The 25,531-nt window shown below is 32.7% G+C and carries 20 protein-coding genes; 9 read left to right on the top strand and 11 right to left on the bottom strand.

Translation table 11 applies throughout. The features are described from left to right. Positions 1-37 precede the first annotated feature (37 nt). Positions 38-667 carry a hypothetical protein gene (locus AJ881_RS04530; RefSeq protein WP_002870446.1) on the top strand — a complete coding sequence of 210 codons (630 nt, stop codon included), beginning with the start codon at positions 38-40 and terminating at the stop codon, positions 665-667. A gap of 27 nt (positions 668-694) precedes the next feature. On the opposite strand, the gene AJ881_RS04525 is transcribed toward AJ881_RS04530, so the two are convergent. From AJ881_RS04525 to ruvC, 4 genes are all read right to left on the bottom strand, one after another. Continuing rightward, the gene (locus tag AJ881_RS04525; RefSeq protein WP_070282622.1) at positions 695-1,342 is read right to left on the bottom strand and encodes an outer membrane beta-barrel protein; all 648 of its coding nucleotides are present in this window, start codon (positions 1,340-1,342) and stop codon (positions 695-697) included. A 135-nt stretch (positions 1,343-1,477) separates the two neighbouring features. Beyond that, the gene (gene queF / locus AJ881_RS04520; RefSeq protein WP_044778580.1) at positions 1,478-1,861 is read right to left on the bottom strand and encodes a preQ(1) synthase; all 384 of its coding nucleotides are present in this window, start codon (positions 1,859-1,861) and stop codon (positions 1,478-1,480) included. A 248-nt stretch (positions 1,862-2,109) separates the two neighbouring features. Continuing rightward, positions 2,110-4,650, bottom strand: a complete 2,541-nt coding sequence (gene flgE, locus AJ881_RS04510; RefSeq protein ID WP_070282620.1) for a flagellar hook protein FlgE — start codon at positions 4,648-4,650, stop codon at positions 2,110-2,112. A gap of 202 nt (positions 4,651-4,852) precedes the next feature. Next, the gene (ruvC, locus tag AJ881_RS04505; RefSeq protein WP_083259450.1) at positions 4,853-5,335 is read right to left on the bottom strand and encodes a crossover junction endodeoxyribonuclease RuvC; all 483 of its coding nucleotides are present in this window, start codon (positions 5,333-5,335) and stop codon (positions 4,853-4,855) included. Between the two features lie 94 nt (positions 5,336-5,429). Here ruvC and dnaA point away from each other — a divergent pair, with 94 nt between their 5' ends. From dnaA to gyrB, 3 genes are all read left to right on the top strand, one after another. Further along, positions 5,430-6,752, top strand: a complete 1,323-nt coding sequence (gene dnaA / locus AJ881_RS04500; RefSeq protein WP_070277439.1) for a chromosomal replication initiator protein DnaA — start codon at positions 5,430-5,432, stop codon at positions 6,750-6,752. A gap of 158 nt (positions 6,753-6,910) precedes the next feature. Further along, positions 6,911-7,978: a DNA polymerase III subunit beta gene (dnaN, locus tag AJ881_RS04495; RefSeq protein ID WP_052949453.1), complete on the top strand. Its 1,068-nt coding sequence runs from the start codon at positions 6,911-6,913 to the stop codon at positions 7,976-7,978. A gap of 29 nt (positions 7,979-8,007) precedes the next feature. Further along, positions 8,008-10,317 (top strand): DNA topoisomerase (ATP-hydrolyzing) subunit B, encoded by a 2,310-nt coding sequence (gene gyrB / locus AJ881_RS04490; protein WP_070282616.1) that lies wholly within the window; start codon positions 8,008-8,010, stop codon positions 10,315-10,317. Between the two features lie 25 nt (positions 10,318-10,342). Here gyrB and AJ881_RS04485 read toward each other — a convergent pair whose 3' ends face one another. Both AJ881_RS04485 and AJ881_RS04480 read right to left on the bottom strand, forming a co-directional pair. After that, entirely contained in the window at positions 10,343-10,684 is a 342-nt protein-coding gene (locus tag AJ881_RS04485) for a monoheme cytochrome C (protein WP_002853099.1), read from the bottom strand. A gap of 2 nt (positions 10,685-10,686) precedes the next feature. Further along, positions 10,687-11,925, bottom strand: a complete 1,239-nt coding sequence (locus AJ881_RS04480) for a sulfite oxidase (RefSeq protein ID WP_070282614.1) — start codon at positions 11,923-11,925, stop codon at positions 10,687-10,689. A 203-nt stretch (positions 11,926-12,128) separates the two neighbouring features. Between AJ881_RS04480 and AJ881_RS04475 the strand changes: the two genes are divergently transcribed. The 3 genes from AJ881_RS04475 to AJ881_RS04465 all read left to right on the top strand — a co-directional run bounded on the left by AJ881_RS04475 (position 12,129) and on the right by AJ881_RS04465 (position 19,516). Further along, complete coding sequence (locus AJ881_RS04475) at positions 12,129-13,436, top strand: Na+/H+ antiporter family protein (RefSeq protein WP_070282612.1); 1,308 nt, start codon at positions 12,129-12,131, stop codon at positions 13,434-13,436. A 134-nt stretch (positions 13,437-13,570) separates the two neighbouring features. Next, positions 13,571-18,061: a glutamate synthase large subunit gene (gltB, locus tag AJ881_RS04470; RefSeq protein WP_070282610.1), complete on the top strand. Its 4,491-nt coding sequence runs from the start codon at positions 13,571-13,573 to the stop codon at positions 18,059-18,061. 9 nt (positions 18,062-18,070) lie between these two features. Then, a complete protein-coding gene (locus AJ881_RS04465) occupies positions 18,071-19,516 on the top strand; it encodes a glutamate synthase subunit beta (protein WP_070282608.1) in 1,446 nt (481 codons plus the stop codon). Here AJ881_RS04465 and AJ881_RS04460 read toward each other — a convergent pair whose 3' ends face one another. The 3 genes from AJ881_RS04460 to AJ881_RS04450 all read right to left on the bottom strand — a co-directional run bounded on the left by AJ881_RS04460 (position 19,517) and on the right by AJ881_RS04450 (position 21,077). Next, positions 19,517-20,092 carry a ribonuclease HII gene (locus AJ881_RS04460; protein WP_070282606.1) on the bottom strand — a complete coding sequence of 192 codons (576 nt, stop codon included), beginning with the start codon at positions 20,090-20,092 and terminating at the stop codon, positions 19,517-19,519. A gap of 33 nt (positions 20,093-20,125) precedes the next feature. Continuing rightward, the gene (locus AJ881_RS04455; RefSeq protein WP_002855574.1) at positions 20,126-20,365 is read right to left on the bottom strand and encodes a ComEA family DNA-binding protein; all 240 of its coding nucleotides are present in this window, start codon (positions 20,363-20,365) and stop codon (positions 20,126-20,128) included. A 64-nt stretch (positions 20,366-20,429) separates the two neighbouring features. Further along, entirely contained in the window at positions 20,430-21,077 is a 648-nt protein-coding gene (locus AJ881_RS04450) for a ferritin family protein (RefSeq protein ID WP_002855562.1), read from the bottom strand. A 158-nt stretch (positions 21,078-21,235) separates the two neighbouring features. Here AJ881_RS04450 and ilvD point away from each other — a divergent pair, with 158 nt between their 5' ends. Then, positions 21,236-22,912: a dihydroxy-acid dehydratase gene (ilvD, locus tag AJ881_RS04445; RefSeq protein ID WP_044778568.1), complete on the top strand. Its 1,677-nt coding sequence runs from the start codon at positions 21,236-21,238 to the stop codon at positions 22,910-22,912. An 11-nt stretch (positions 22,913-22,923) separates the two neighbouring features. On the opposite strand, the gene AJ881_RS04440 is transcribed toward ilvD, so the two are convergent. Next, the gene (locus AJ881_RS04440; protein ID WP_002880648.1) at positions 22,924-23,448 is read right to left on the bottom strand and encodes a YagU family protein; all 525 of its coding nucleotides are present in this window, start codon (positions 23,446-23,448) and stop codon (positions 22,924-22,926) included. 91 nt (positions 23,449-23,539) lie between these two features. Further along, positions 23,540-24,766, bottom strand: coding sequence for an HD domain-containing protein (locus AJ881_RS04435; RefSeq protein WP_002866794.1), 1,227 nt, complete (start codon positions 24,764-24,766; stop codon positions 23,540-23,542). Positions 24,767-24,842: 76 nt separating this feature from the next. On the opposite strand from AJ881_RS04435, the gene queC reads away from it, so the two are divergent. Continuing rightward, the gene (queC, locus tag AJ881_RS04430) at positions 24,843-25,517 is read left to right on the top strand and encodes a 7-cyano-7-deazaguanine synthase QueC (RefSeq protein WP_070282604.1); all 675 of its coding nucleotides are present in this window, start codon (positions 24,843-24,845) and stop codon (positions 25,515-25,517) included. Positions 25,518-25,531 lie beyond the last annotated feature (14 nt).

Raw genomic sequence — 25,531 nt, 5'->3', positions numbered from 1 at the left:
GATATAATTGTAATTTTAAGTAACAAAAAGGATGTTGATGTTAAAAGAACTCTTAGAGATTAAAAAAGAAATGGAACCTGTTATCCACGAAGCCAATGTGAAATTAAATGTCCTAGCTCGTGAAGTCATAGTCCGAAAAAAAGAATACGAAATTTATGGCCCTATGGTAGATCGTGTTTATCTTGATAATGCCATTTATGTTAAAGTTATGTCAAGTGGACGCGATGTAAAAACAGACAATGTAGCTATAAAAAATGGTTTTTACATGGTTTTTGTAGCCCCTGAAAAGGAAAGTACAAAAGATATCAAAAACAAACTCAAAGTAGCTTATGAGGGACTTGATAACAAATTTATTGCTACGCTCATACGATCTTGCCAACGCTTTAAAGAAATCATAAATAAAACCCAAGCTACACTCGCTAAAGCTTCTAAAATGAATGTAGTAGTAAAAACGAATTTAGGTGAAGCAAGTGCTGCACTAAAATTTAACATCAATATAGAATACACTAGAGATACTCAAAAACTCACTCGCGAAAATTCAAAATCAGCAGGAAGCTTTAGAGATACTAAAACTTATATAAATCTTATAGTAGAAAAAAATACAGATTCTCAAATTTGTGAAAAATTACTTGATGATGTTGAAAAATACTTTATCGGTGGAGGTTAATAAAATGCAACTTTAAGTTGCATTTTATTAAAATTTATAAGCATATCCTAAATAAATACTATAGTTTGTTTGTTTAGGATCATAAAAATTTGATCCGATGCTATTTTCATAAAAATTTCTAGAATTATATCTTATTTGTTCAGCTTTAACACCTAGTTCTATTTCATTGTGTTCAGTTAGCTCATATATAGCACCTGCTTTAACTCCATAAACAAAACCATCAAATTTTTTAGATAAAGATAAACGCGAAGTTTTTAAATCAATATCTGTTCTTGCATAACCAGAATACACACCTAAAACTCCTCTTGTTTTTTCAAAAAGTTCTGGAGTAAAATCATAACCTAATAAAAATTTATTTATAGAAAAATCAGCTTCTATATTAAACTGAGGAGTTGTAATAAAATCATCAAAGCCATCAGAATTAGCATAAAGAAAATAAATTCTATGAAGTTGATTTAAACGATATCCTATTTTCAAATCTAAAACCGGAATATTTTCTATCATATCTCCATTGATCACTGAACTTTTATTCCCATTATGCTTAAGATCGCTTTTTACTTGAGCATGCATCCAAGCTGCATCAGCACCTATAAAAAAACCAGAATTCTCATCTGCTAAAGCCAAATTTGAAAACAAAGTAGCACTTGCGACAATGCTTAATAATTTTTTATTCATCCTAACTCCTTATAATAAAATTCGATCTAAAAATTTTATATCTTTTTATATTATATATTCTTCAAAGATTAAATAAGAATTTTTTATAAAATATTTAATCTTTACATAAAAATATGTGAATATTTTACTCAAATATTATTTTGGAACAACTATATCACTACGACATTCTATCACCGTATGCACATTTCCACGCGGGTTAAAATCCCCCACAACTTTAATCCATTTTGGTTTTAGTTTATCTTTTAAAGTATTGTAAATTTCATTGATACTTGCTTCATGTGAAACATTTCTATACATAAAAGTATTGATATAAAGCTTTATCGCCTTAAGCTCAACCACAAATTTATCAGGCATATATTCAAGATAAATCGTCGCAAAGTCAGGATAACCCGAACGCGGACAACAACACATAAATTCAGGCAAAGTGATTTTAATGATATAGTCATTTTTCGCATCATTTGGCCAAATTTCCATATTTTCTACATCAAATTCTTTGATTTCTTTTTCACCATAACGCATAGATTTTCCTTAAAAATTTAAATTTCGAGCAAAAATTATAACAAAATAAGTTTTTAAAACGATTATGATACAGATAAGAAAATGCAATTTTATTGCAACTCACCCCTAGCAAGAGTGAGTTAGCAATAAATTGAAGGCAGTTCAAGCCTAAGCCTAGTATTACAAGACTACCAAGATAGGCTTGTAAAGCAAGGCTTGCTCCCTTTAAGGGAGCAAAAAACAATATTTTATAGAATGCTAAGCTTAAATTATTGTTTAAGCTGGATCAAGGTTTGAAGCATTTGATCACTGGTTGAAATGGTTTTTGAGTTTGCTTGATAACCCCTTTGGATAATGATAAGTTCTGTTAAAGAACGGCTCAAATCCACATTTGACATTTCAAGAGCTGAGGTTTTCATCTCACCACGACCCCCTGTTCCTGCTTCACCTACTACGATATTACCACTATTTGCAGTAACTTTGAAAAGGTTTCCGCCGATTTCCTCAAGACCTGAGTTATTAGCCACTGAAGCCATAGCGATTTTTGCCACTGCAAAAGTTTTACCATTGGTAAATTCGCCTAAGATATTTCCTTTATCATCAACGCGGATAGCATCAGGTTTTAAGTTACCCGAAGTATAACCATCGGTTGCTTGTCCTGTTAGAGTTGAAGCAGAGTTTGAGCTTACAAGGCCGTCATTGCTTCCGCTTGTTCCAAAGGAAAGTTTGATTTGTTGATTTGGCGCAGCACCATTGTTTGGTGAAAAGCTTATAGTTTTTGGTGTATAGCTAGCCAAAGATCCATCGTTGTTAAATCTTGCACTACCCACGATGATGTTCGTAGGACCTTCTCCTGTAGTGTTGATCTCTGCAGGTTCTGGCACACGGATGATCATTTGCCATTCATTACCCCCATCTTGAGTGGTACTTTGTTTTACAAACTGTACTTCAAGACTGTGTTTTGAGCCTAAAGAATCATAGATATCAAGTGCGGCTGAAAAAGATGAAAGTTTAAGTTGTTCGCTTTCTTTGATCGATCCACCCGTTACTAAAGGACCATCCCAAGCTTTAAAGATAGCTGTAAAAGCATCGTTTGTACTCACTGTGCCTTCTTTATTAGAATAAGCAGTGATATTAAAACTCATATTTTTTGGTGTACCAGTTGCAATAGCAGCATTATTACCTGTTGCTCCTGCTGGTATAGTTGAATTTTCTTTAGCATTTGAGATAGCAAAATGCCCTGTATCATTTACCACAACTTTTACAGCTTGGTTTACATCTCCAGTTGTGCTAAATTTACCATCTCCATCATAGTCTACCCCATATCTAGCATCTCTTTGCAAAAGCTCTCTTAAATCTTCTGTGGTTCTAAACTGTCTTGCAGTAGTATTTAAAAGTCCACCATTAAGAGCATCTCTATAGTTTTTAGAAGCAGGATCGGTTAAATTAGTTCCTCCTGTAGCATCAAAACCAGGACCTCCATCAGGATTATACATAGGAGCTAAATCTACAGGATTTGAACTATAAATATATTTATGCGCAGTAACAACTTGAACTCTTTCTGTTGTTCCAGCTACAGCATTTGCGTTATCTATCCAATTTGAATTTCCATTTGCTTTTTTGGAAGCAGCTTTAAATGTATCCGTATTTTTATCATAAGTTAAAGAGTGTAATTCACCTGCCGTATTAGCTTGATTTACAGTTAAATCGATATTTTTCATATTGTCTGTGGTGCCATCAGCATTATCATTAACAAGTTCAAACCCTGTTCCATCAGATTTTTTAACCGCTTTTACTCCCGTTCCATCTCTAGTATCAGTTGGTGCAGTGAAAGTGTTGATATAAGCTATAGCATCATCAAGACTTTGTATGTCTGAGTTTTGAATTTTAACTCCATTTATAGTGATATCAAGAGTTACTTTATTATCTTTATTACCCCAAAAAATTACACCATTGCCTGTATCACCTTGATTAGCTTTATTATTTTCATCAAAAGCTGTTCCGGTTTTATTGATAGTATATTTTGCATCAGCGTATGAAACCCAAATTCCTTGACCATCTCTTAAATTTAGCCCTGTTCCACTGGCGTTAAAAAGCGATCCTGCATCCACACCTTTTTCAGTTACTTCAATCGAGTTTTTAGAAGTGGTATAAAACTGAGTCGTTCCAGTATCGTTTTCATCTTCAGCTTTGTTGGTTTTAGTATTATAACCATGAACTGAGTCAAGACCATAAAGATTTCTACTTGAAGTTCCTATATTTAAACCACTATTTAAATTTGCTTTGATAGCTACTTCGGTTGATTTTGCTGCAGGGATATGCATACCTGGATCGATGAAAATGTTTTGTGGAGTTCTTGAGCTATCTATGGTTTGATCATCCCAGTTGATATTCCATCCTTGAACAACAAAACCAGAGTTATTAACGAAATTTCCATAAGCATCAAGTTTAAAATCCCCACTTCTTGTAAGATAGTTTGTAAGACCGCCATCATCACTTACCATGAAAAAACCATCACCATTGATAGCAACGTCAGTGTTTTTATCTGTAGTTTGAACTGAACCTTGAGAGTGAATTCTTGTAGTAGAACTTACTGAAACGCCAAGACCGATTTGAAGTGGATTTTGTCCGCCTCTTCCATCAGTTGGAGTTGTAGCGATTTTTACTGTTTGGCTAAACATAGTTCCAAAATCTGCACGAGAGTATTTAAAACCAGTGGTATTAACATTTGAAATGTTATTACCTTCAACATCCATCGCAACTTGATGTGCTTGTAGTCCGCTTACGCCAGACCAAAGTGATCTCATCATCTTAAATCCTTTATAAAATATTGCTTTAAAAATTTAACGCTTTGACTTTAAAAACTTTTGCGTTTATGTGAAGTTTTACAAGCAAGTTCTGTTCCAACTTTTGAAATTTTTTATGAATTTTTTAAAAATTTATAGAAAAAATTTAAAGGTATTTTAGGAGTTTATGGAACTTTGGGCTTTTGTGTAATGAAAATTACCAAAATCATACCCTAACTCTTAAATTTGCCGCATGGGTTAAAGCCACTGCTATAGCATCTGTGATATCTAAAGGCTTGACATCTTTACTAAGTCCTAAAAGTCTTTTTACCATAAAAGCAACTTGTTCTTTGGTTGCTTTGGCTTTTCCTGTGACGGCTTTTTTCACTTGTAAGGGAGTGTATTCTGCAAAGTCTCCATGAATTTGAAGAATTTTTAAAGATAGGGCTCCGCGAAATTGTGCAAGTTTTAAAACGGTTTTTGGATTGTAAGCAAAAAAGATATCTTCTATAGCCACCTCATCAAAAGAATGATTTTTAAAAATCAAATCCAAACCCTCGCAAAGCTCTGTGATTTGATACTGTAAGATGCTTGGCTTTATCTTTATAAGCCCTGCTTCTATGAGAATATTTTTTCCTTTGCTGACTTCTATGATAGCATAACCACAATTTCTCGAACCTGGATCTATACCTAAAATTTTCAAATTCATACCTTTTGAAAATAAAATACAAAAGCGGATTTTAACCTTTTTTTATGAAATTTAAGATAAAATTTATACATTATGCAAAATTTAAAGAGAGATTATGAATCCAAGCCAAATACTTGAAAATTTAAAAAAAGAATTAAGCGAAAACGAATACGAAAACTATCTATCAAATTTAAAATTCAATGAAAAGCAAAGCAAAGCAGATCTTTTGGTTTTTAATGCTCCAAATGAACTCATGGCTAAATTCATACAAACAAAATACGGCAAAAAAATCGCACATTTTTATGAAGTGCAAAGCGGAAATAAAGCCATCATAAACATACAAGCACAAAGTGCTAAGCAAAGCAACAAAAGCACAAAAATCGACATAGCTCATATAAAGGCACAAAGCACGATTTTAAATCCTTCTTTTACTTTTGAAAGTTTTGTTGTAGGGGATTCTAACAAATACGCTTATGGAGCATGTAAAGCTATAATACATAAAGACAAGCTTGGAAAACTTTATAATCCTATCTTTGTTTATGGACCTACAGGACTTGGAAAAACACATTTACTTCAAGCGGTTGGAAATGCAAGCTTAGAAATGGGAAAAAAAGTCATTTACGCTACAAGTGAAAATTTTATCAATGATTTTACTTCAAATTTAAAAAATGGCTCTTTAGATAAATTTCATGAAAAATATAGAAACTGCGATGTTTTGCTTATAGATGATGTGCAGTTTTTAGGAAAAACCGATAAAATTCAAGAAGAATTTTTCTTTATATTTAATGAAATCAAAAACAACGATGGACAAATCATCATGACTTCAGACAATCCACCCAACATGCTAAAAGGTATAACCGAACGCTTAAAAAGTCGTTTTGCACATGGGATCATAGCTGATATAACTCCACCTCAACTAGATACAAAAATAGCCATCATAAGAAAAAAATGTGAATTTAACGATATCAATCTTTCTAATGATATCATAAACTATATCGCTACTTCTTTAGGGGATAATATAAGAGAAATCGAAGGTATCATCATAAGTTTAAATGCTTATGCAACCATACTAGGACAAGAAATCACACTCGAACTTGCAAAAAGTGTGATGAAAGATCATATCAAAGAAAAGAAAGAAAATATCACCATAGATGATATTTTATCTTTAGTATGTAAAGAATTTAACATCAAACCAAGCGATGTGAAATCCAATAAAAAAACTCAAAATATAGTCACAGCAAGACGCATTGTGATTTACCTAGCTAGGGCACTTACGGCTTTGACTATGCCACAACTTGCGAATTATTTTGAAATGAAAGATCATACAGCTATTTCACATAATGTTAAAAAAATCACAGAAATGATAGAAAATGATGCTTCTTTAAAAGCAAAAATCGAAGAACTTAAAAACAAAATTCTTGTTAAAAGTCAAAGTTAAGTGAAAGGATGTGAAAAATAAATTCTAGAGTGTGAAAAAAAGAAATTAAGCAAAGTATGATAAAATACAAATTTGATTATTTTGCTTTGAAGAATTTCACAATTTCAACAAGCTTATTATTACAACGAATTTAAATTAAAATAAACCAAGGAGAAAAAATGAAGTTAAGTATCAATAAAAATACTTTAGAATCTGCAGTGATTTTATGTAATGCTTATGTAGAAAAAAAAGATTCAAGCACCATTACTTCTCATCTTTTTTTTCATGTTGATGAAGATAAACTTCTTATTAGAGCTAGTGATTATGAAATAGGTATCAACTATAAGATAAAAAAAATCCGCGTAGAATCAAGTGGTTTTGCTACTGCAAATGCAAAAAGTATTACAGATGTTATTAAAAGCTTAAATAATGAAGAAGTTGTTTTAGAAACTATTGATAATTTCTTATTTATAAGACAAAAAAGCACAAAATATAAACTTCCTATGTTTAATCACGAAGATTTTCCAAATTTTCCAAATACAGAAGGAAAAAACCAATTTGACATTGACTCAAGTGACTTAAGTCGTTCTCTTAAAAAGATATTACCAAGTATTGATACAAACAACCCAAAATACTCCTTAAATGGTGCATTTTTAGATATAAAAACAGATAAAATTAACTTCGTAGGAACTGATACAAAACGCCTTGCAATCTATACTTTAGAAAAAGCAAATAATCAAGAATTCAGTTTTAGTATCCCTAAAAAAGCTATCATGGAAATGCAAAAACTTTTCTATGAAAAAATAGAAATTTTTTATGATCAAAATATGCTTATCGCTAAAAATGAAAACTTTGAATTCTTTACAAAACTTATTAACGATAAATTTCCAGATTATGAAAAAGTTATACCAAAAACTTTCAAACAAGAACTTAGCTTTTCAACTGAAGATTTTATAGATAGTCTTAAAAAAATCAGCGTTGTAACTGAAAAAATGAAACTTCATTTTAACAAAGATAAAATCATCTTTGAAGGTATAAGTTTAGACAATATGGAAGCAAAAACAGAACTTGAAATTCAAACAGGAGTGAGTGAAGAATTTAATCTTACTATAAAAATCAAATATTTACTTGACTTCTTAACTTCTATAGAAGAAGAAAAATTCACTTTAAGTGTAAATGAACCTAATTCAGCATTTATAGTCAAATCCCAAGGACTATCAATGATTATCATGCCTATGGTTTTATAATAAGAACAAGTAAAAGATAAAGGAAAAATATGCAAGAAAATTACGGTGCGAGTAATATTAAAGTCCTAAAAGGCCTAGAAGCTGTTAGAAAACGCCCAGGTATGTATATAGGAGATACAAACATAGGCGGACTTCATCATATGATTTATGAAGTTGTGGATAATTCTATCGATGAAGCTATGGCAGGACATTGTGATACTATAGATGTAGAAATCACTACTGAAGGAAGCTGTATAGTTAGTGATAATGGTCGTGGTATTCCTGTTGATATGCACCCAACTGAAAATATGCCAACTTTAACTGTTGTTTTAACTGTCCTTCATGCAGGGGGAAAATTCGATAAAGATACTTATAAAGTTTCAGGTGGTTTGCACGGTGTTGGGGTTTCAGTTGTAAATGCACTCTCTAAAAAACTTGTAGCTACAGTTGAAAGAAATGGAGAAATTTATCGTCAAGAATTTTCAGAAGGTAAAGTTATCAGTGAATTTGGTGTGATAGGAAAAAGTAAAAAGACAGGAACAACTATAGAATTTTGGCCTGATGATCAAATTTTTGAAGTGACTGAATTTGATTATGAAATTTTGGCTAAAAGATTTCGTGAACTTGCATACTTAAATCCAAAAATCACTATAAATTTTAAAGATAACCGCGTAGGCAAACATGAAAGTTTTCACTTTGAAGGTGGAATTTCTCAGTTTGTTACAGACTTAAATAAAAAAGAAGCTTTAACTAAAGCAATTTTCTTTAGCATAGATGAAGAAGATGTGAATGTTGAAGTAGCTTTGCTTTACAATGATACTTATAGCGAAAATTTACTCTCTTTTGTAAATAATATCAAAACTCCAGATGGTGGAACACATGAAGCTGGTTTTAGAATGGGCTTAACTCGTGTGATAAGTAACTATATAGAAGCAAATGCAAGTGCTAGAGAAAAAGATAATAAAATCACGGGTGAAGATGTGCGTGAAGGTTTAATCGCTGTTGTGAGTGTAAAGGTGCCTGAACCACAATTTGAAGGACAAACCAAAGGAAAACTTGGTTCAACTTATGTGCGTCCTATAGTTTCAAAAGCAAGTTTTGAGTATTTGACTAAATATTTTGAAGAAAATCCTATCGAAGCTAAAGCTATAATGAACAAAGCTTTAATGGCTGCTCGTGGTAGAGAAGCAGCGAAAAAAGCCAGAGAATTAACGCGTAAAAAAGAAAGTTTAAGCGTAGGAACTTTACCAGGGAAATTAGCTGATTGTCAAAGTAAAGATCCAAGTGAAAGTGAAATTTATCTTGTGGAAGGGGATTCTGCAGGAGGTTCTGCAAAACAAGGTAGAGAAAGATCTTTCCAAGCTATACTGCCTTTGCGTGGTAAAATTTTAAATGTTGAAAAAGCAAGACTAGATAAAATTTTAAAATCTGAGCAAATTCAAAATATGATTACCGCTTTTGGCTGTGGTATAGGTGAAGATTTTGATCTTTCAAAACTTAGATATCATAAAATCATCATCATGACAGATGCGGATGTTGATGGATCTCATATACAAACCTTGCTTTTAACTTTCTTCTTCCGTTTTATGAATGAACTTGTAACAAATGGACATATTTATCTAGCACAACCACCTTTATATCTTTATAAAAAAGCTAAAAAGCAAATTTATTTAAAAGATGAAAAAGCTTTGAGCGAATACCTGATAGAAACGGGAATAGAAGGTTTAAACTATGAAGGTATAGGAATGAATGATTTAAAAGATTATTTAAAAATCGTTGCAGCTTATCGTGCGATTTTAAAAGATCTTGAAAAGCGTTTTAATGTGATTTCTGTGATACGCTATATGATAGAAAATTCAAATTTAGTTAAAGGAAATAATGAAGAATTATTTAGTGTAATCAAACAATTTTTAGAAACACAAGGACACAATATCTTAAATCATTATATCAACGAAAATGAAATTCGAGCTTTCGTTCAAACTCAAAATGGCTTAGAAGAACTTGTGATCAATGAAGAACTTTTCACTCATCCACTATATGAAGAAGCAAGTTATATTTTTGATAAGATTAAAGATAGAGGCTTGGAATTTGATAAAGATATTTTAGAAGTTCTTGAAGATGTTGAAACCAATGCTAAAAAAGGTGCTACTATACAACGCTATAAAGGTTTAGGGGAAATGAATCCTGAGCAACTTTGGGAAACCACAATGGATCCAAGCGTAAGAAGACTTTTAAAAATCACTATTGAAGATGCACAAAGTGCAAATGATACCTTTAATCTCTTTATGGGTGATGAGGTTGAACCAAGACGCGATTATATCCAAGCACACGCTAAAGATGTAAAACATTTGGATGTGTAAATTTATCATTGAAGAAATGATTTCTTCAATGAGTTTTGTTTTGTAAGAGTATAGCTAGAGGAATTCTTCTTCTTGTATCGTATTTTTCTCCATAATATTTTTCAAGATAATTTAAAATTTTTTCTTCATCTTCAGGTTCTATTTCCCAAAGTCCTTCACTATCTTGCATCCATCTTATAGCTGCTAACCAAGCTTTTCTACTTGCGTGCATGTTGGTAATGAGATTGGATCCATGACAAGCTAAACAATTTGCTTCCACTAAAGGTGAATCAGGATCGATAATCAATCCTGTATCAGGGTTAATTTCAAGATTTTGAGCCCAACTTGCACTTAAAAACAATGCTAAGATCAATATAATTTTTTTCATACTTAAACTCCATAAACATTAACTCTATGGCATGCATTATTGATATATCCTCCTGGATTCCACTGTGCTAAAACCATAGGTTGACTGTTACCTTGACTATCGATAGCTCTTGCCCAAATTTCATAATATCCTTTTGTCGGTATTGATATTTGAGCACTCCATTTTTGCCATGCTAATCTATTTAATGGTTTTTCTACTTTTGCTTTAGTCCATGTTACGCCATAATCATTGCTTACATAAACTTCACTAACTTCAAGTTCGCCAGCCCAAGCTTTACCTCTAACTTCAAATTTTTTATTTGCTTTTATTTCAGAACCATTTTTGATATTGGTAATTACAGATCTTATAGGCATTGATTCTATGATTTTCATCTCGCCTTTATAGTTAAAATCTCCTGGTTTTACTGGATTTACAGGAACTTTATAAGAACCTTCCATTTTTTCACCATCATGAATTTTATTTCTTACTGAAATTTTATAAAGCCATTTACCGCTTGTACTTGCAGGATAACCACCGCAAACAAGTCTAAGCGGATAGCCATTAACTAAAGGAATATCTTTACCTTCATAAGCCCAAGCAATTAAAGTTTCATCTTGTAAAGCTTTAGAAATAGGAACCCCTCTACTAATAGGTGAAGTTTCTTCACCGTTTAATTTTGTATCTATACCATAATATCCGATATACACCGCATCATTTTTGATGCCACAATCTTTTAAAATATCTTTTAAACGCACTCCTGTCCATCTACCACAAGCTACTGCACCATAACCCCATTGAGTTCCTTTTGTGCTAGGTATAACTTCAGATCTACCATTTCCACCGCATTCAACTGTTAAGGCATAAGTATAGGTTTTAAATTTATTTTTTAAATCCTCTATGGTGTAAGATTTTTTATTGATAATACTTTCTCCATCGATTTCTAAAGTCCAACCTTTATGAAGTCTTTCTTTTATCGTTTCTAGGCTTGGTGGTAAGCCATTATTTCTAACAAAGAAATTTTCAGGTTTTGTAAAATCAGAATCAAGAGCATAAATTTCAGTTTCTGCTGTTAATGGTTTTTCACCATGATAGATAAGATCTTTTTTACCTTCTATTTTAAAATCAGGTAATTCTTTTGCCAAAGCCTTACTTCCTAAAAAATTCTCAAAAGAAAAATTTGACAATACACTAATGCCAAATAAACCAAGTCCTATATTTTTTAGAAAGTCTCTACGATTTTCTTTTTGATCGTTCTGTTTCATTGAAATATCCTTAAATATGTATATAATCTTTTATTTTATTATAAATTTTAAAAATTTAAATAATTAATTATATTAATTATTTAAATTAAAAAAATTAATTATTTTTATAATTTTACATATTAAATAAAATCATCATATGTTCGAGTTTTATTACATTTTAACTAAGTTTTTTCTACAATTAAATTTTTAAAATTATTTAAGGAATGATTTTGACTTTACTTACTAATCCTATCATTATCAGTGTTGTTTTGATGACTTTACTTTGTTTGCTTCGTTTTAATGTGCTTTTGAGTCTTTTGATTTCAGCTCTTGTTGCAGGTGTATTTTCTCATCTTGAACTCGTAGATACTATGAATATACTTATAAGCGGAATGAAAGAAAATTTAAAAACAGCTCTTAGCTATATACTCTTAGGAGCCATTGCCGCAGCGATTTCAAAGACAAATTTAACTGCATATTTGATTAAGATAGTAAGCCATTTTATATCTCATAAAAAATATTTATTGCTTTTGTTTATAGCTTTGATTTCTTGTTTTTCTCAAAATTTAATTCCTATTCATGTGGCTTTTATACCTTTGTTAATTCCACCTCTTTTAAGTCTTTTTAATAAACTTAAAATCGATCGTAGAGCGGTTGCTTGTGCTTTAACTTTTGGACTTACTACGCCTTATATGGTTTTGCCAGTAGGCTTTGGACTTACTTTTCAAGATCTTTTAAAAGATAATTTAAATGCAAATAATGTAAGTGTATCTTTAAATGATGTTACAAATACTATGTATTTTGCTGCTATTTGTATGATAACAGGACTTTTTCTAGCGCTTTTTGTGTTTTATCGTAAGCCAAGAGAATATCAAGAAGTAGAAATTGCTAAAGTAAATTTAGAAAATCTTGAAATGACTCGTAAGGAATGGGGCGTTTTAGCTGGGCTTGTTTTAACTTTAATTTTGCAAATTTTGACTATGAATTTACCTTTATCAGGGCTTTTGGGTTTTGTTTTAATGGTTATTTTGGGTGGAGTTGAATTTTCAAAAGTCAATGAAGTTTTTGATGATGGGCTTAAAATGATGGGTTTTATAGCTTTTGTTATCCTTGTTGCTGCAGGATATGGAGAAGTTTTAAAAGAAAGTGGATCAGTAGTAGAGCTTGTAAATTCAGTCGTTCCTTGGATGGAACAAAGTAAATTTTTAGCAGTATTTTTTATGCTTTTAATAGGACTTATCATCACTATGGGTATAGGTACTTCTTTTGGAACTATACCTATCATAGCTACGCTTTTTTGTCCTATTTGTTTGGAACTTGGTTTTAGTACAGCACTTATTATATTTATCTTAGGAGTAGCAGGAGCTTTAGGAGATGCAGGAAGTCCAGCTAGTGAAACAACCATGGGAACTACTGTAGGATTAAATGCTGATAAACAACACGATCACATTAAAGATACTTGCATACCAACTTTTATTTTTTATAATGGCCCATTATTGATTTTAGGTAGTATTATCGCCATGTTTTTATAATTTTTACAAATCTATCAAAATATTTTTTAATTTATTTATTTTTAAGATAAAAATTATATCGATTTTAAAAAAATATATGCTATAATCCTTTATAAAGCTAACAAAATTTAAATCAGTCTTATAAGGAGAGCAGAATGGATTTAGAAAATATCCTAGAAAATAATCAAAGCATAGGTTTATATCACCCAAAGAACGAACATGATGCCTGCGGTATCGCTGCAATTGCTAATATACGCGGTATTGCCTCTTATAAGGTTATTTGTGATGCTTTAGAAATTTTGATGAATCTTGAACACCGAGGTGGTGCAGGAGCTGAAGAAAATTCAGGTGATGGGGCAGGGATTTTGATCCAAATTCCACATGATTTTTTTAAAACTCAAGAATTGGGTTTTGAACTTCCTAAAAAGGGTGATTATGGTGTAGCACAGATGTTTTTATCACCCAATACTGATGCAAAAGAAGAAGCAAAAGAAATATTTTTACAAGGTTTAAAGGATAAAAAACTTGAATTTTTAGGTTTTAGAGAAGTGCCTTTTAATCCTAGCGATATAGGTGCAAGTGCTTTAAAAGCTATGCCTTATTTTTTACAAGCCTTTGTGAAAAAACCAAGTAAAATAAGTGCAGGACTTGAGTTTGAAAGAGTGCTTTATAGTACGCGTCGACTTATAGAAAAAAGAGCTATTAATGTGCCAAAATTTTATTTTTCAAGTTTTTCTTCACGCACCATAGTTTATAAAGGAATGCTTCTTTCAACTCAATTGAGCGATTTTTATCTTGATTTTAAAGATGTCAATATGAAATCAGCCATTGCTTTGGTGCATTCTCGCTTTTCGACTAATACTTTCCCAAGTTGGGAAAGAGCCCATCCAAACCGTTATATGGTGCATAATGGAGAGATTAATACCATACGCGGAAATGTTGATAGCATAAGAGCTAGAGAAGGCTTGATGCAAAGTGAGTATTTTGAAAATTTAGATGAAATTTTTCCCATCATAGCTAAACCTAGCAGTGATTCTGCAATGTTTGATAATACTTTAGAATTTTTAGCTCTAAATGGTCGCACTTTAGAAGAAGCTTTTATGATGATGGTGCCAGAACCTTGGCATAAAAATGAAAATATGGAAAGCAAAAAGCGTGCTTTTTATGAGTATCATTCTTTATTGATGGAGCCTTGGGATGGACCTGCTGCTATAGTTTTTACTGATGGAGTGATTATGGGGGCGAGTTTGGATAGAAATGGTTTTCGTCCTTCAAGGTATTATCTTACAAAAGATGATATGCTCATACTTTCAAGTGAAACAGGGGCTTTAAAACTTGATGAAAAAAATATCAAAGCTAAAAAACGCTTAGAACCTGGAAAACTTTTACTCGTTGATACAGCAAGAGGTAGGGTTATAGCTGATAATGAAATCAAAGAGCATTATGCTAATGCTAAGCCTTATAAAAAATGGCTTAAAAATTTAGTTGAACTTGAAAAACAAAAAAGCGGAGTTTATAAACATCAGTTTTTAAAAGAAGATGAGGTTTTAAAACTCCAAAAAGCTTTTGGTTGGAGTTATGATGAGCTTAAAATGAGTGTGGCTGCTATGGCTCAAAATGGTAAAGAAGCTATAGCAGCTATGGGTGTAGATACTCCTTTGGCTATACTTTCTAAAACTTATCAACCTTTGTATAATTATTTTAAACAACTTTTTGCACAAGTAACTAACCCTCCTCTTGATGCCATAAGAGAAGAGATCGTTACTTCTACAAGGATTTATCTAGGAAGTGAAGGCAATTTATTAAAACCTGATGAAAACAATGCAAAACGCGTAAAAATAGCCTTGCCTGTGATAAGTAATGAAGAACTTTTTGAAGTTAAGGCTTTAAATAAATTTCAAGTTAAAGAATTTTCTATACTTTATGATTATTCTAAAAAAACTTTAGAAAAGGCTTTAGATGAGCTTTGCGTTAAGATAGAAGATGAGGTTAAAAAAGGTGTTTCTATTATCATTTTAAGCGATAAAGGAGTGGATGAAAAAAACGCTTATATCCCCGCTTTGCTTGCTGTTTCTGGAGTGCATAATCATCTAGTAAGAAAAAATTTAAGAACACACACAAGTCTTATTATCGAAAGTGGTGAACCTAGAGAAATTCATCATTTTGCATGTCTTTTAGGTTATGGTGCGACTGTTATTAATCCTTATTTGGTTTATGAGAGCATACAAAAACTCATTGTCAATAAAGATTTAAATTTAAGTTATGAAAAGGCGGTAGAAAATTTCATCAAGGCAAGTTCAAGTGGTATAGTCAAAATTGCTTCTAAAATGGGAGTTTCTACCTTGCAAAGTTATAATGGCTCTGCACTTTTTGAATGTTTGGGTTTAAGCTCTAAGGTGATTGATAAATACTTCACTTCTACAACTTCACGCATTGAAGGTATGGATTTAGAAGATTTTGAAAAAGAACTCATTGCTTTACACAAACATGCTTTTAATGATACACATAAGGCTTTAGATTCTAAAGGAATTCATAGTTTTAGAAGTGCTAAAGAAGAACATTTAATCGATCCGCTTGTGATTTTTAATCTTCAGCAAGCCTGTCGTAACAAAGACTATAAAAGCTTTAAAAAATACTCGGCTTTAGTAGATGAAAAACAAGTTAATTTGCGTTCTTTGATGGAATTTGATTTTAGTGAAGCTATCAGTATAGATAAGGTTGAAAGTGTAGAAAGTATAGTTAAACGCTTTAGAACAGGGGCGATGAGTTATGGTTCTATTTCTAAAGAAGCACACGAGTGTTTAGCACAAGCTATGAATAAAATAGGTGCTAAATCAAATTCAGGTGAAGGTGGAGAGGATGAAGAACGCTATGAAATCAAAGAGGGTGTGGATAAAAACTCAGCCATTAAGCAAGTAGCAAGTGGGCGTTTTGGCGTGGATTTAAACTACTTAAGTCATGCAAAAGAAATTCAAATCAAAGTCGCTCAAGGCGCAAAACCAGGTGAAGGCGGACAATTAATGGGCTTTAAAGTCTATCCTTGGATAGCCAAGGCTAGACATTCTACTGCAGGTGTGACGCTTATTTCCCCACCTCCTCATCATGATATTTATTCTATAGAAGATTTGGCTCAACTTATTTATGACCTAAAAAATGCTAACAAAGACGCTAAAATTTCAGTAAAACTTGTAAGCGAAAATGGCATAGGAACGGTTGCTGCAGGTGTGGCTAAGGCAGGAGCGAATTTAATCCTTGTTTCAGGTTATGATGGAGGTACGGGTGCAAGTCCTAGAACTTCTATACCGCATGCAGGAATTCCTTGGGAGTTAGGTTTGGCTGAAACACATCAAACTTTGATTTTAAACAAGCTTAGAGATAGGGTAAGATTAGAAACTGATGGAAAGCTTATGAATGGGCGTGATTTAGCCATAGCAGCACTTTTAGGAGCTGAAGAATTTGGTTTTGCAACCGCGCCTTTGATTGTTTTAGGTTGTACGATGATGAGAGTTTGTCATCTAAATACCTGTCCTTTTGGTATAGCCACTCAAGATACAGAACTTAGAGATCGTTTCAAAGGCAAAGTAGATGATGTGATTAATTTCATGTATTTTATAGCCCAGGAGCTTAGAGAATACATGGCAAGGCTTGGTTTTGAACGCCTAGATGATATGATAGGTCGCGTGGATAAACTCCGCCAAAAAAGTGTGCAAGGTAAAGCAGGAAAGCTAAATTTAGATAAAATTTTAAAATCCTTGCCTACTTATAATAGAACTGCTGTGCATTTTAAAGATTATAAAGACAATAAACTTGAAAAAACGATTGATTATAGAATTTTACTACCACTTTGTAAAAATGCTGTGGAGAAAAAAGAGCCTATCAAACTTTCTTTAGAAGTAGGAAATCAAAGTCGTACTTTTGCAACTATGCTTTCAAGTGAAATTTTAAAAACTTATGGAAAAGATGCTTTAGATGAAGATAGTATCCATATCAAAGCTATAGGCAATGCAGGTAATAGCTTTGGAGCGTTTTTGTTAAAGGGCATTAAACTTGAGATTATAGGCGATAGCAATGATTATTTAGGCAAGGGTTTAAGTGGTGGCAAAATCATAGCAAAAATTTCAAATGAAGCTACTTTTTCGCCTGAAGAAAATATCATCGCAGGAAATGCTTGTTTATATGGAGCAACTGAGGGTGAAGTGTATTTAGATGGTATAGCAGGGGAAAGATTTTGTGTAAGAAATTCAGGAGCTTTGGCTGTGGTTTTAGGAACAGGCGTGCATGGTTGTGAATATATGACAGGTGGGCAAGTTGTAGTTCTTGGAGATGTGGGTGCGAATTTCGCTGCTGGTATGAGTGGGGGCGTTGTTTATATTTTTGGAAGACACAATGAAGCTCATGTAAATACCGAGCTTGTGGATATTAAAGATCTTAATGCTAAGGATGAAAAAGAATTAAAAGCTGTGATAGAAAAACATATCGCTTATACAGATTCTAAAAAGGCTAAAGATATTTTAGAAAAATTCGATAAAAAAGACTTTTTTAAAGTCATGCCAAGAGATTATGAAAAGATGTTAAAAATGCTTGATCTTTGCAAAAATGAAAAAGATCCAAATTTAGCAGCATTTTTGAAAATCACACAAAAATAAGGAGTAAAAATGGGAAATGCAAGAGGTTTTTTAGACTTTAAAAGAATGGATTTTAAAAAAATTGCTCCTAAGGAAAGGGTTTTAAATTTCAAAGAATTTACTATACCTTTGGATAAAAAAGAACAAGAAATTCAGGGCGGACGATGTATGGATTGTGGTGTGGCCTTTTGTCATACGGGCGTGATGAGCGAAGGGAAAGACGTAGGCTGTCCTTTAAACAATCTCATTCCTGAATGGAACGATCTTATTTATCGTTCTTTATGGGAAGAAGCTTATGAAAGACTTGAACTTACTAATCCTTTTCCTGAATTTACCGGTCGTGTTTGCCCTGCTCCTTGTGAGGATTCTTGTGTGTGTGCGATAAATGGTACAAGTGTGAGTATCAAAAATAATGAATTATCCATTATAGAAAATGCTTTTAAAGAAAATTTAGTAAGAGTAAATAAACCTAAGCAATACAATGGCAAAAAAATCGCTATCATAGGAAGTGGACCCGCTGGACTTGCTTGTGCTAATACTTTAAATTCACTAGGTTATAAAGTAAGTGTTTTTGAAAGAAGCGATAAAATAGGCGGACTTTTGATGTATGGCATCCCTGATATGAAGCTTGATAAAAGTATAGTTCAAAGACGGGTGGATTTGCTTAAAAAAAGCGGGATTGAATTTAAAGTGAATGAAAATATAGACAGCAAAGATAAGGTTTCAAAACTTCTAAAAGAATTTGATGCTTTGGTGCTTTGTACAGGAGCAAGTAAGCCTATAGATCTTGATATAGAAGGTAGAAAGCTAAAAGGGGTTGAATTTGCCCTTGATTTTTTAACGCAAAATACCAAAACTTTGTTAAAAACAGGCAAGGGTGCAGATACGGCCAAAGGTAAAAATGTCTTGGTTATAGGAAGCGGGGATACAAGTGTGGATTGTATCGCTATAGCGACAAGACAAGGGGCTAAATCTATAGTGCGTTTTGAAAGAAGTCCAAAAAGACCTTTGCAAAGAAGCCAAAACAATCCTTGGCCTTTAAAAGCTGACATTTTTACTACTGATTATGGTTTAGAAGAAGCCATTGCTGTATATGGCAAAGATCCTAGGGAATATCAAAAAATGACAAAGAAATTTTTAGGAAAAACTCATGTAGAAGGCGTTGAAGCAAATGATTTAAAACGCGAGTTTAAAGAAGGCAAAGCTATAAATGTCGAAATTTCAAATTCTAAAAAAACTTATAAAGCGGATTTAGTGCTTTTAGCTATGGGTTTTAGCGGGTGCGAAGAAGCTATCGCTAAAAATTTTGGAGTGAAATTAGATGAGAAAAACAACATAAGCACAGAAAATTTCCAAACCACTCATAAAAAAATCTTTGCTTGTGGAGATGCTAGAAAAGGACAATCTTTAGTTGTTTGGGCTATAAAAGATGGTATAGAATGTGCTTTGAGTTTGCATCAAAATTTAGCAAAATAATCATAAAAGTTTAAAACTTTTTCGGTGGAGTTTGCAAATTCCAAATTTAGCTATAAGTTCTTTATGAGCTTTTGTGCCATAGGCTTTGTTTTTTTCAAATTCATAACAAGGAAAGTCTTTAGCTAAGAAATTCATCACCCTATCTTTACTAACTTTTGCAAGTATGCTAGCTGCACTTACTTGCAAAATGCTAGAATCGGCTTTGATTTGTGTTTTTATCCCATTTATACCTAGGTTGGTCTTTCCATCATATAAGAAGTTATTTTCTGTTTTAAAATGCTTTTTTATAAGCTTTAAGCCTGTTTTTAAACAAGTGCTTAAGCCTAGTGCGTCGATTTGCTCTGAAGAAAAAGCAAGTATGAGATAGTTTGAATTTTTGATGATGATTTCATAAAGTTCTTCGCGTTTTTTTTCGCTTAGTTTTTTAGAATCACACAACCCATGAAGTTTTTTGTTCAATTTGCAAGCTGCCATCATCATAGGACCTGCCAAAGCACCGCGTCCTGCTTCATCAATACCAATTAAATTTATGTCAAATTCGTTTAAAAGTTCTTTTGTGTCAAATAAAGTTTTCAAAATTTTTCTAAAAAGAAGGGCAAAAATGCCCTTTTATTCTACTGTGATATCATTTTTGATTTTTTCAAAAAGCTTATCACCTATGCCTTTAACTTTTTTAAGATCATCAATACTTGTAAAATTTGCTTCTTTGCGGTATTCTAAAATCGCTTTAGCCTTAGCTTCGCCAATACCATTTAAACTTTTTAATTCTTTTAGTGTTGCAGTGTTGATATTTACAGCACCAAAGAGAAAAGCCGTTAAAGCAAAAAATAAAAATAGTAATTTTTTCATTTTCTTATCCTTTTATTAAAAAATAATTATAATATTATCTTAAAAAGGATAAGAATTTCTTAACTTAACCCAAAAATTCGCGTTTAAAATACTCTTTTGGTGCTTTACATAAAGGACAGGCTGCTGGAGCTTTTTTGCCACGATGTATATGTCCGCATACTTCACAAACCCATAATTCTTCTACTTCGCTATTAAAAAATTCTTCTTCTTCAAGCATTTTTTTAAGCGCTAGATATTCTCTTTCGTGTTCGATTTCTACTTTACCAATAGCTGTAAATAATCTTGCTATAGCCTTTTTACCTTCATCTTCAGCGATTTTTGCAAAATTTGGATACATAGTTGTGTGCTCATAGTTTTCACCTTCTGCGGCACTTACTAGATTTTTTGTAGTTACTTCTAAAGGTTTGCCATCAACGATTTCATGATATGCTTTAAATTCTGCTCTTGCATGCCATTTTTCATTTTCAGCTGCTTCTCTAAAATGTCTAGCAACCGCGTGCCAACCTTCTTCTTCAGCTACATCAGCAAACAAATCGTATTTGTTTCTTGCCATAGATTCGCCTGCAAAAGCTTTCATCAAATTTACTGCAGTTAAATCTGTAGTGATACATTTCATTTCTTCACCGCAACAACTAAGTTTACCACCGCCTACATTTTGAACTTCTACTTCATTGCCACATTTTTGGCATTTATAGGTTTCATATTGTCTCATTTTGACTCCTTTTTGATTATCAAAAAGCATTGTATTATAAAAAAATATTTTTGTCAATTAATAATTTTTATCATTTATGAAAATGTATATCAAAATAAATTTCACAAAAATTAAGCTTTGCTAAATATAATTTTAAAAAATTATTATCAGGAGTTACAATGAGAAGCGATGCGATAAAAAAAGGACATTTAAAAGCACCTAATCGTTCTTTACTTCGTGCTTGTGGTTTGAAAGATGAAGATTTTGACAAACCTTTTATAGGTGTAGCAAATAGCTATATAGACATAATCCCAGGGCATTATTTTTTAAATGATTATGCTAAAATCATTAAAGATGAGATACGCAAAAATGGTTGTGTGCCTTTTGAGTTTAATACCATAGGTGTAGATGATGGTATAGCTATGGGGCATGAAGGTATGCTTTATTCTTTACCAAGTCGTGAAATTATCGCAAATTCCATTGAAACAGTGATGAATGCTCATCAACTTGATGCTTTAATCTGTATCCCAAACTGCGATAAAATCACTCCTGGTATGTTAATGGGAGCTTTAAGGGTTAATGTTCCAACCATTTTTGTAAGTGGTGGGCCTATGGCTTCAGGAGTAACCAAAAAAGGAGAAAAGATCAGCCTTAGCTCTGTTTTTGAAGCTGTAGGGGCTTATGAAGCCAAAAAAATTAGCGAAGAAGAATTTAAAGACATAGAATGTTCAGCTTGTCCAAGCGGTGGATCTTGCTCGGGAATGTTTACAGCAAATTCTATGAATACCTTATGCGAAGCTATGGGTATAGCACTAGAAGGTAATGGAACCATCTTAGCCTTAAGTAAAGAAAGAGAAGAGCTTTTAAGAAAAGCAGCGCGTCGTATTTGTGAAATCGCCTTAGATGAGCGTTTTAAAATTCGCAATATCATCACTCAAAAAGCCGTGCGTAATGCTATGGTAGTAGATATGGCAATGGGTGGAAGTAGCAATACAGTTTTACACATGCTTGCCATTTCGCGTGAAGCAGGGGTAGCACTAGACATTAAAGATTTAAATTTCATCTCAAGCAAAGTTGCACACATAGCAAAAATAGCCCCATCGCTAAATAGTGTTTATATGGATGATATCCACAAAGCAGGGGGTGTGAGTGCAGTTATGGCTGAAATTTCAAGCAGACAAGGACATATTTTAGAACTTGATGCACTGACTATCACAGGAGAAAGTCTCAAAGAACGCTTAAAAAATGCCAAAATCAAAGATGAAAATATCATTCGTAAGGTAGATAATGCTTACTCAAAAGTAGGTGGGCTTGCTATTTTGTTTGGAAATTTAGCTGAGCAAGGTTGTGTCATAAAAACCGCAGGAATAATCGGAGAAAGAAAATTTAAAGGCAAAGCTGTTTGTTTTAACTCTCAAGATGAAGCTATAAAAGGCATTATCAAAGGCAAGGTGCAAAAAGGAAATGTTTGTGTGATACGCTATGAAGGTCCAAAAGGGGGTCCTGGTATGCAAGAAATGTTAAGCCCTACTTCACTTTTAATGGGTATGGGTTTGGGTGCTGATGTGGCTTTAATCACCGATGGTCGTTTTAGTGGGGCTACAAGGGGTTTAAGCGTGGGTCATATTTCCCCTGAAGCAGCTGAAGGTGGTCTTATAGGACTTTTAAAAGATGGAGATGAAATAGAAATTGATGTAGATGCTTATACCATCCATGCAAATTTAAGCGAAGAAGAAATTGCTAAACGCAAAAAAGAATTTGTATTACCTCAAAAAGAAGTGCCTTCAAGATGGCTTAGAATGTATCAAAAACTTGTTAGCAATGCTAGTAAAGGTGCGGTTTTGGATATGGAATGAAAGGAAAACTTTCATTCTTCTATTTCTTTAGTTATACGATTTCTTATATCTCTACGAACTATTTCCATACCCCACAGCCAAACAATATGGCCAAAAATTTCAGACAGGTGTTCATCAAAAGGAATTTCAGAAAGTGGTGGAACTTCTGCAATTAAAGGCATTACAATAACATGGGCAAAAAGATAAACAAAAAATCCAAAAACTGCACCTTGCCACATAGTAATACGGTGCCATTTTTCCGCTATCATACAGTAAGCCACTCCAAAAACAATAGAAAAACCGACATGCACTATAAAAATTGACAAAGGCATTTGCATACCTGAAAACATATAAGTCCAATCAGTAGGTAAGCCTAGTTGTTCTAGAAAAATTTTAGGTGGAGTAACACGTTCTAAAGCATCTGCTGGCCAAAAAATATTGGGATTTCTTGGAGGAAAAGGTACTTCCCAACCCCATTTAACAATAGCTCCGAAAATACCCGCTAATATACCTATAAAAAAGGCTAAAGTATAGCGCTTTTGAAAGTATTTTTTCATAATAACTCCTTTATGTTTTATACAAAATAAAATTTGAATTTATAATATTTTTATTTAAAACATATTGAAAATAGGAGTATAAAAATCTTATTTAAATTTTAAAATACTCTCTTAAACTTTCACAAATTTCAAAAAAATTCACCCCATCTATAGTAGGATTTTCTTTAAAAAACTCATACATTCCTAAAAAACCACTTTCAAGTTCTTTAGACTTTACACCATAGCTTATACTAAGTCCTGCTTCTATATAAGCAGCAATTTTATCGCAGTATTTAAGCGCCTTACCATCTATAGCACCAAATTCATTTTCATTAAAAGAACTTAAACTTCCGCTACAAAGCTCTATTTTAGCATTTTTATAAGTGCGATTTTCAAACTCATTTTTTACAAAATTTGACTCATCGTTTCTACCTTCTCTAATACCTAAAATATAAGAAAACTCAGCCCTTAAACCCTCAGGCACAAAGGGTAAAATTCTTTCATTAATAAGTTTCATTTCATAATCATTTATGATATCATGAAGCCCATCAATACCGTATTTTACAGGGCTGATAATATCACGCGTTAAAGACTCTGGCAAATCATGAAACAAAGCACAATAAAAATTATTCTCAAGTCTTTTATCGCAAGCCTTGATTTTTAGTGAGTAAAAATATCCCAAAATCGCCACCACAAGCATATGTCCTAAAACCGCAGTTTCTGGTATGCGTGGAGTTTGAGCCCAACGCTTTTGAAAGCGAAGTCTTCCGCTAAGATCGATGATTTTGGCTATTTTTTGATTTAAAGCGATTTTTCTAGCTCCTATAAGCTCATAGTAATCTTCTAATTCTTCTTCAACTTTGTTTTTAATCTCATCAATATCATTTAAAAAAGCTGAGGTTTGATAAACTATGTTAAATTCCCATCTTGTAGCAAAATACGAAGCTGCTTTTAAGATAAGCCTTTCTTTAGCGTAAGCATTGCCGTTTAAATACGCTTCAAAACGCTTTAAAAACTCTCCTTCTTCTATATCTTCTATCATAGGTTCGATTTTGCTTAAAACCCAAGCATTAACTTCAGCTTTTTTTTGACGCACGATTTCATGATACACATCAGGGCGTATATCGGTTACTACCACACGACTTAAAAACTCAAAAATTCCCCCTTCTATAATCACTCTCATATCCACATCTTTTTCCATTTTAGCGATAAAATATGCGATGATGAATTTATGAGCTTGTTTGTCAAGCTCAACCAAATTTGCCATTCTTGGATAATCATTCCAACGACTGATAGAAGCGGCTTTAAAAATGTGTTCTATGAGTTTTATGTTTATCATGCTTTTGCCTTTTTTGCAATTTAAATTTAAAAATTTTCGTTAAAATTGCGAAATTATAGCAAATTTAAGGATAAAAATGAGTAAAAAAGCACTTTGTATCATAAGTGGCGGTATGGATAGTACTTTGTGTGCTTATCTAGCCAAAAAAGAAGGTTATGAAATCATCGCTTTGCATTTTGATTATGAACAACGCACTCAAGAGAAAGAAAGAGAATGTTTTAAGCAAATTTGCAAGGCTTTAAAAGTAGAAAAATCTTATATTTTAGATGTGAGTTTTATCAAAGATATAGGGGGTAATGCCTTAACCGATAAAAGCATAGACATTCCTAAAAACGAGCTTTACATAAGCAATACCCCACCTATCACCTATGTGCCTTTTCGCAATGGAATTTTCTTAAGCATAGCAGGATCTTTGGCTGAAAAGGAAAATTGTGAGAGTATTTTTATAGGGGTGGTAGAAGAAGATGGCAGTGGTTATCCTGACTGTACTGATGAGTTTATACAAAAGGCACAAGAATTTATCAATGAAGGTACGAGTAAGAATTTCAAAGTTTGTATAAAAACTCCGCTTGTTAGACTGAACAAAGCTAAAATTGTAGAACTAGCTTTAAAAGAAAATGTACCTTTAGAACTTACTTGGTCTTGTTATGAGAGTGAAGATGAAGCATGTGGGGAGTGCGATAGTTGTTTGCTTCGTTTAAGAGGTTTTGAAAAAGCAGGGTTTAAAGATAAGATCAAATATAAGTCCTAGTTTTCACTAGGACT

The organism is Campylobacter sp. BCW_6460 (genome assembly GCF_001762705.1).
Taxonomy (GTDB): Bacteria; Campylobacterota; Campylobacteria; order Campylobacterales; family Campylobacteraceae; genus Campylobacter_D; species Campylobacter_D jejuni.
Note: the sequence above shows the minus strand (reverse complement) of the source record. Positions and strands in the feature narration are given on the sequence as shown.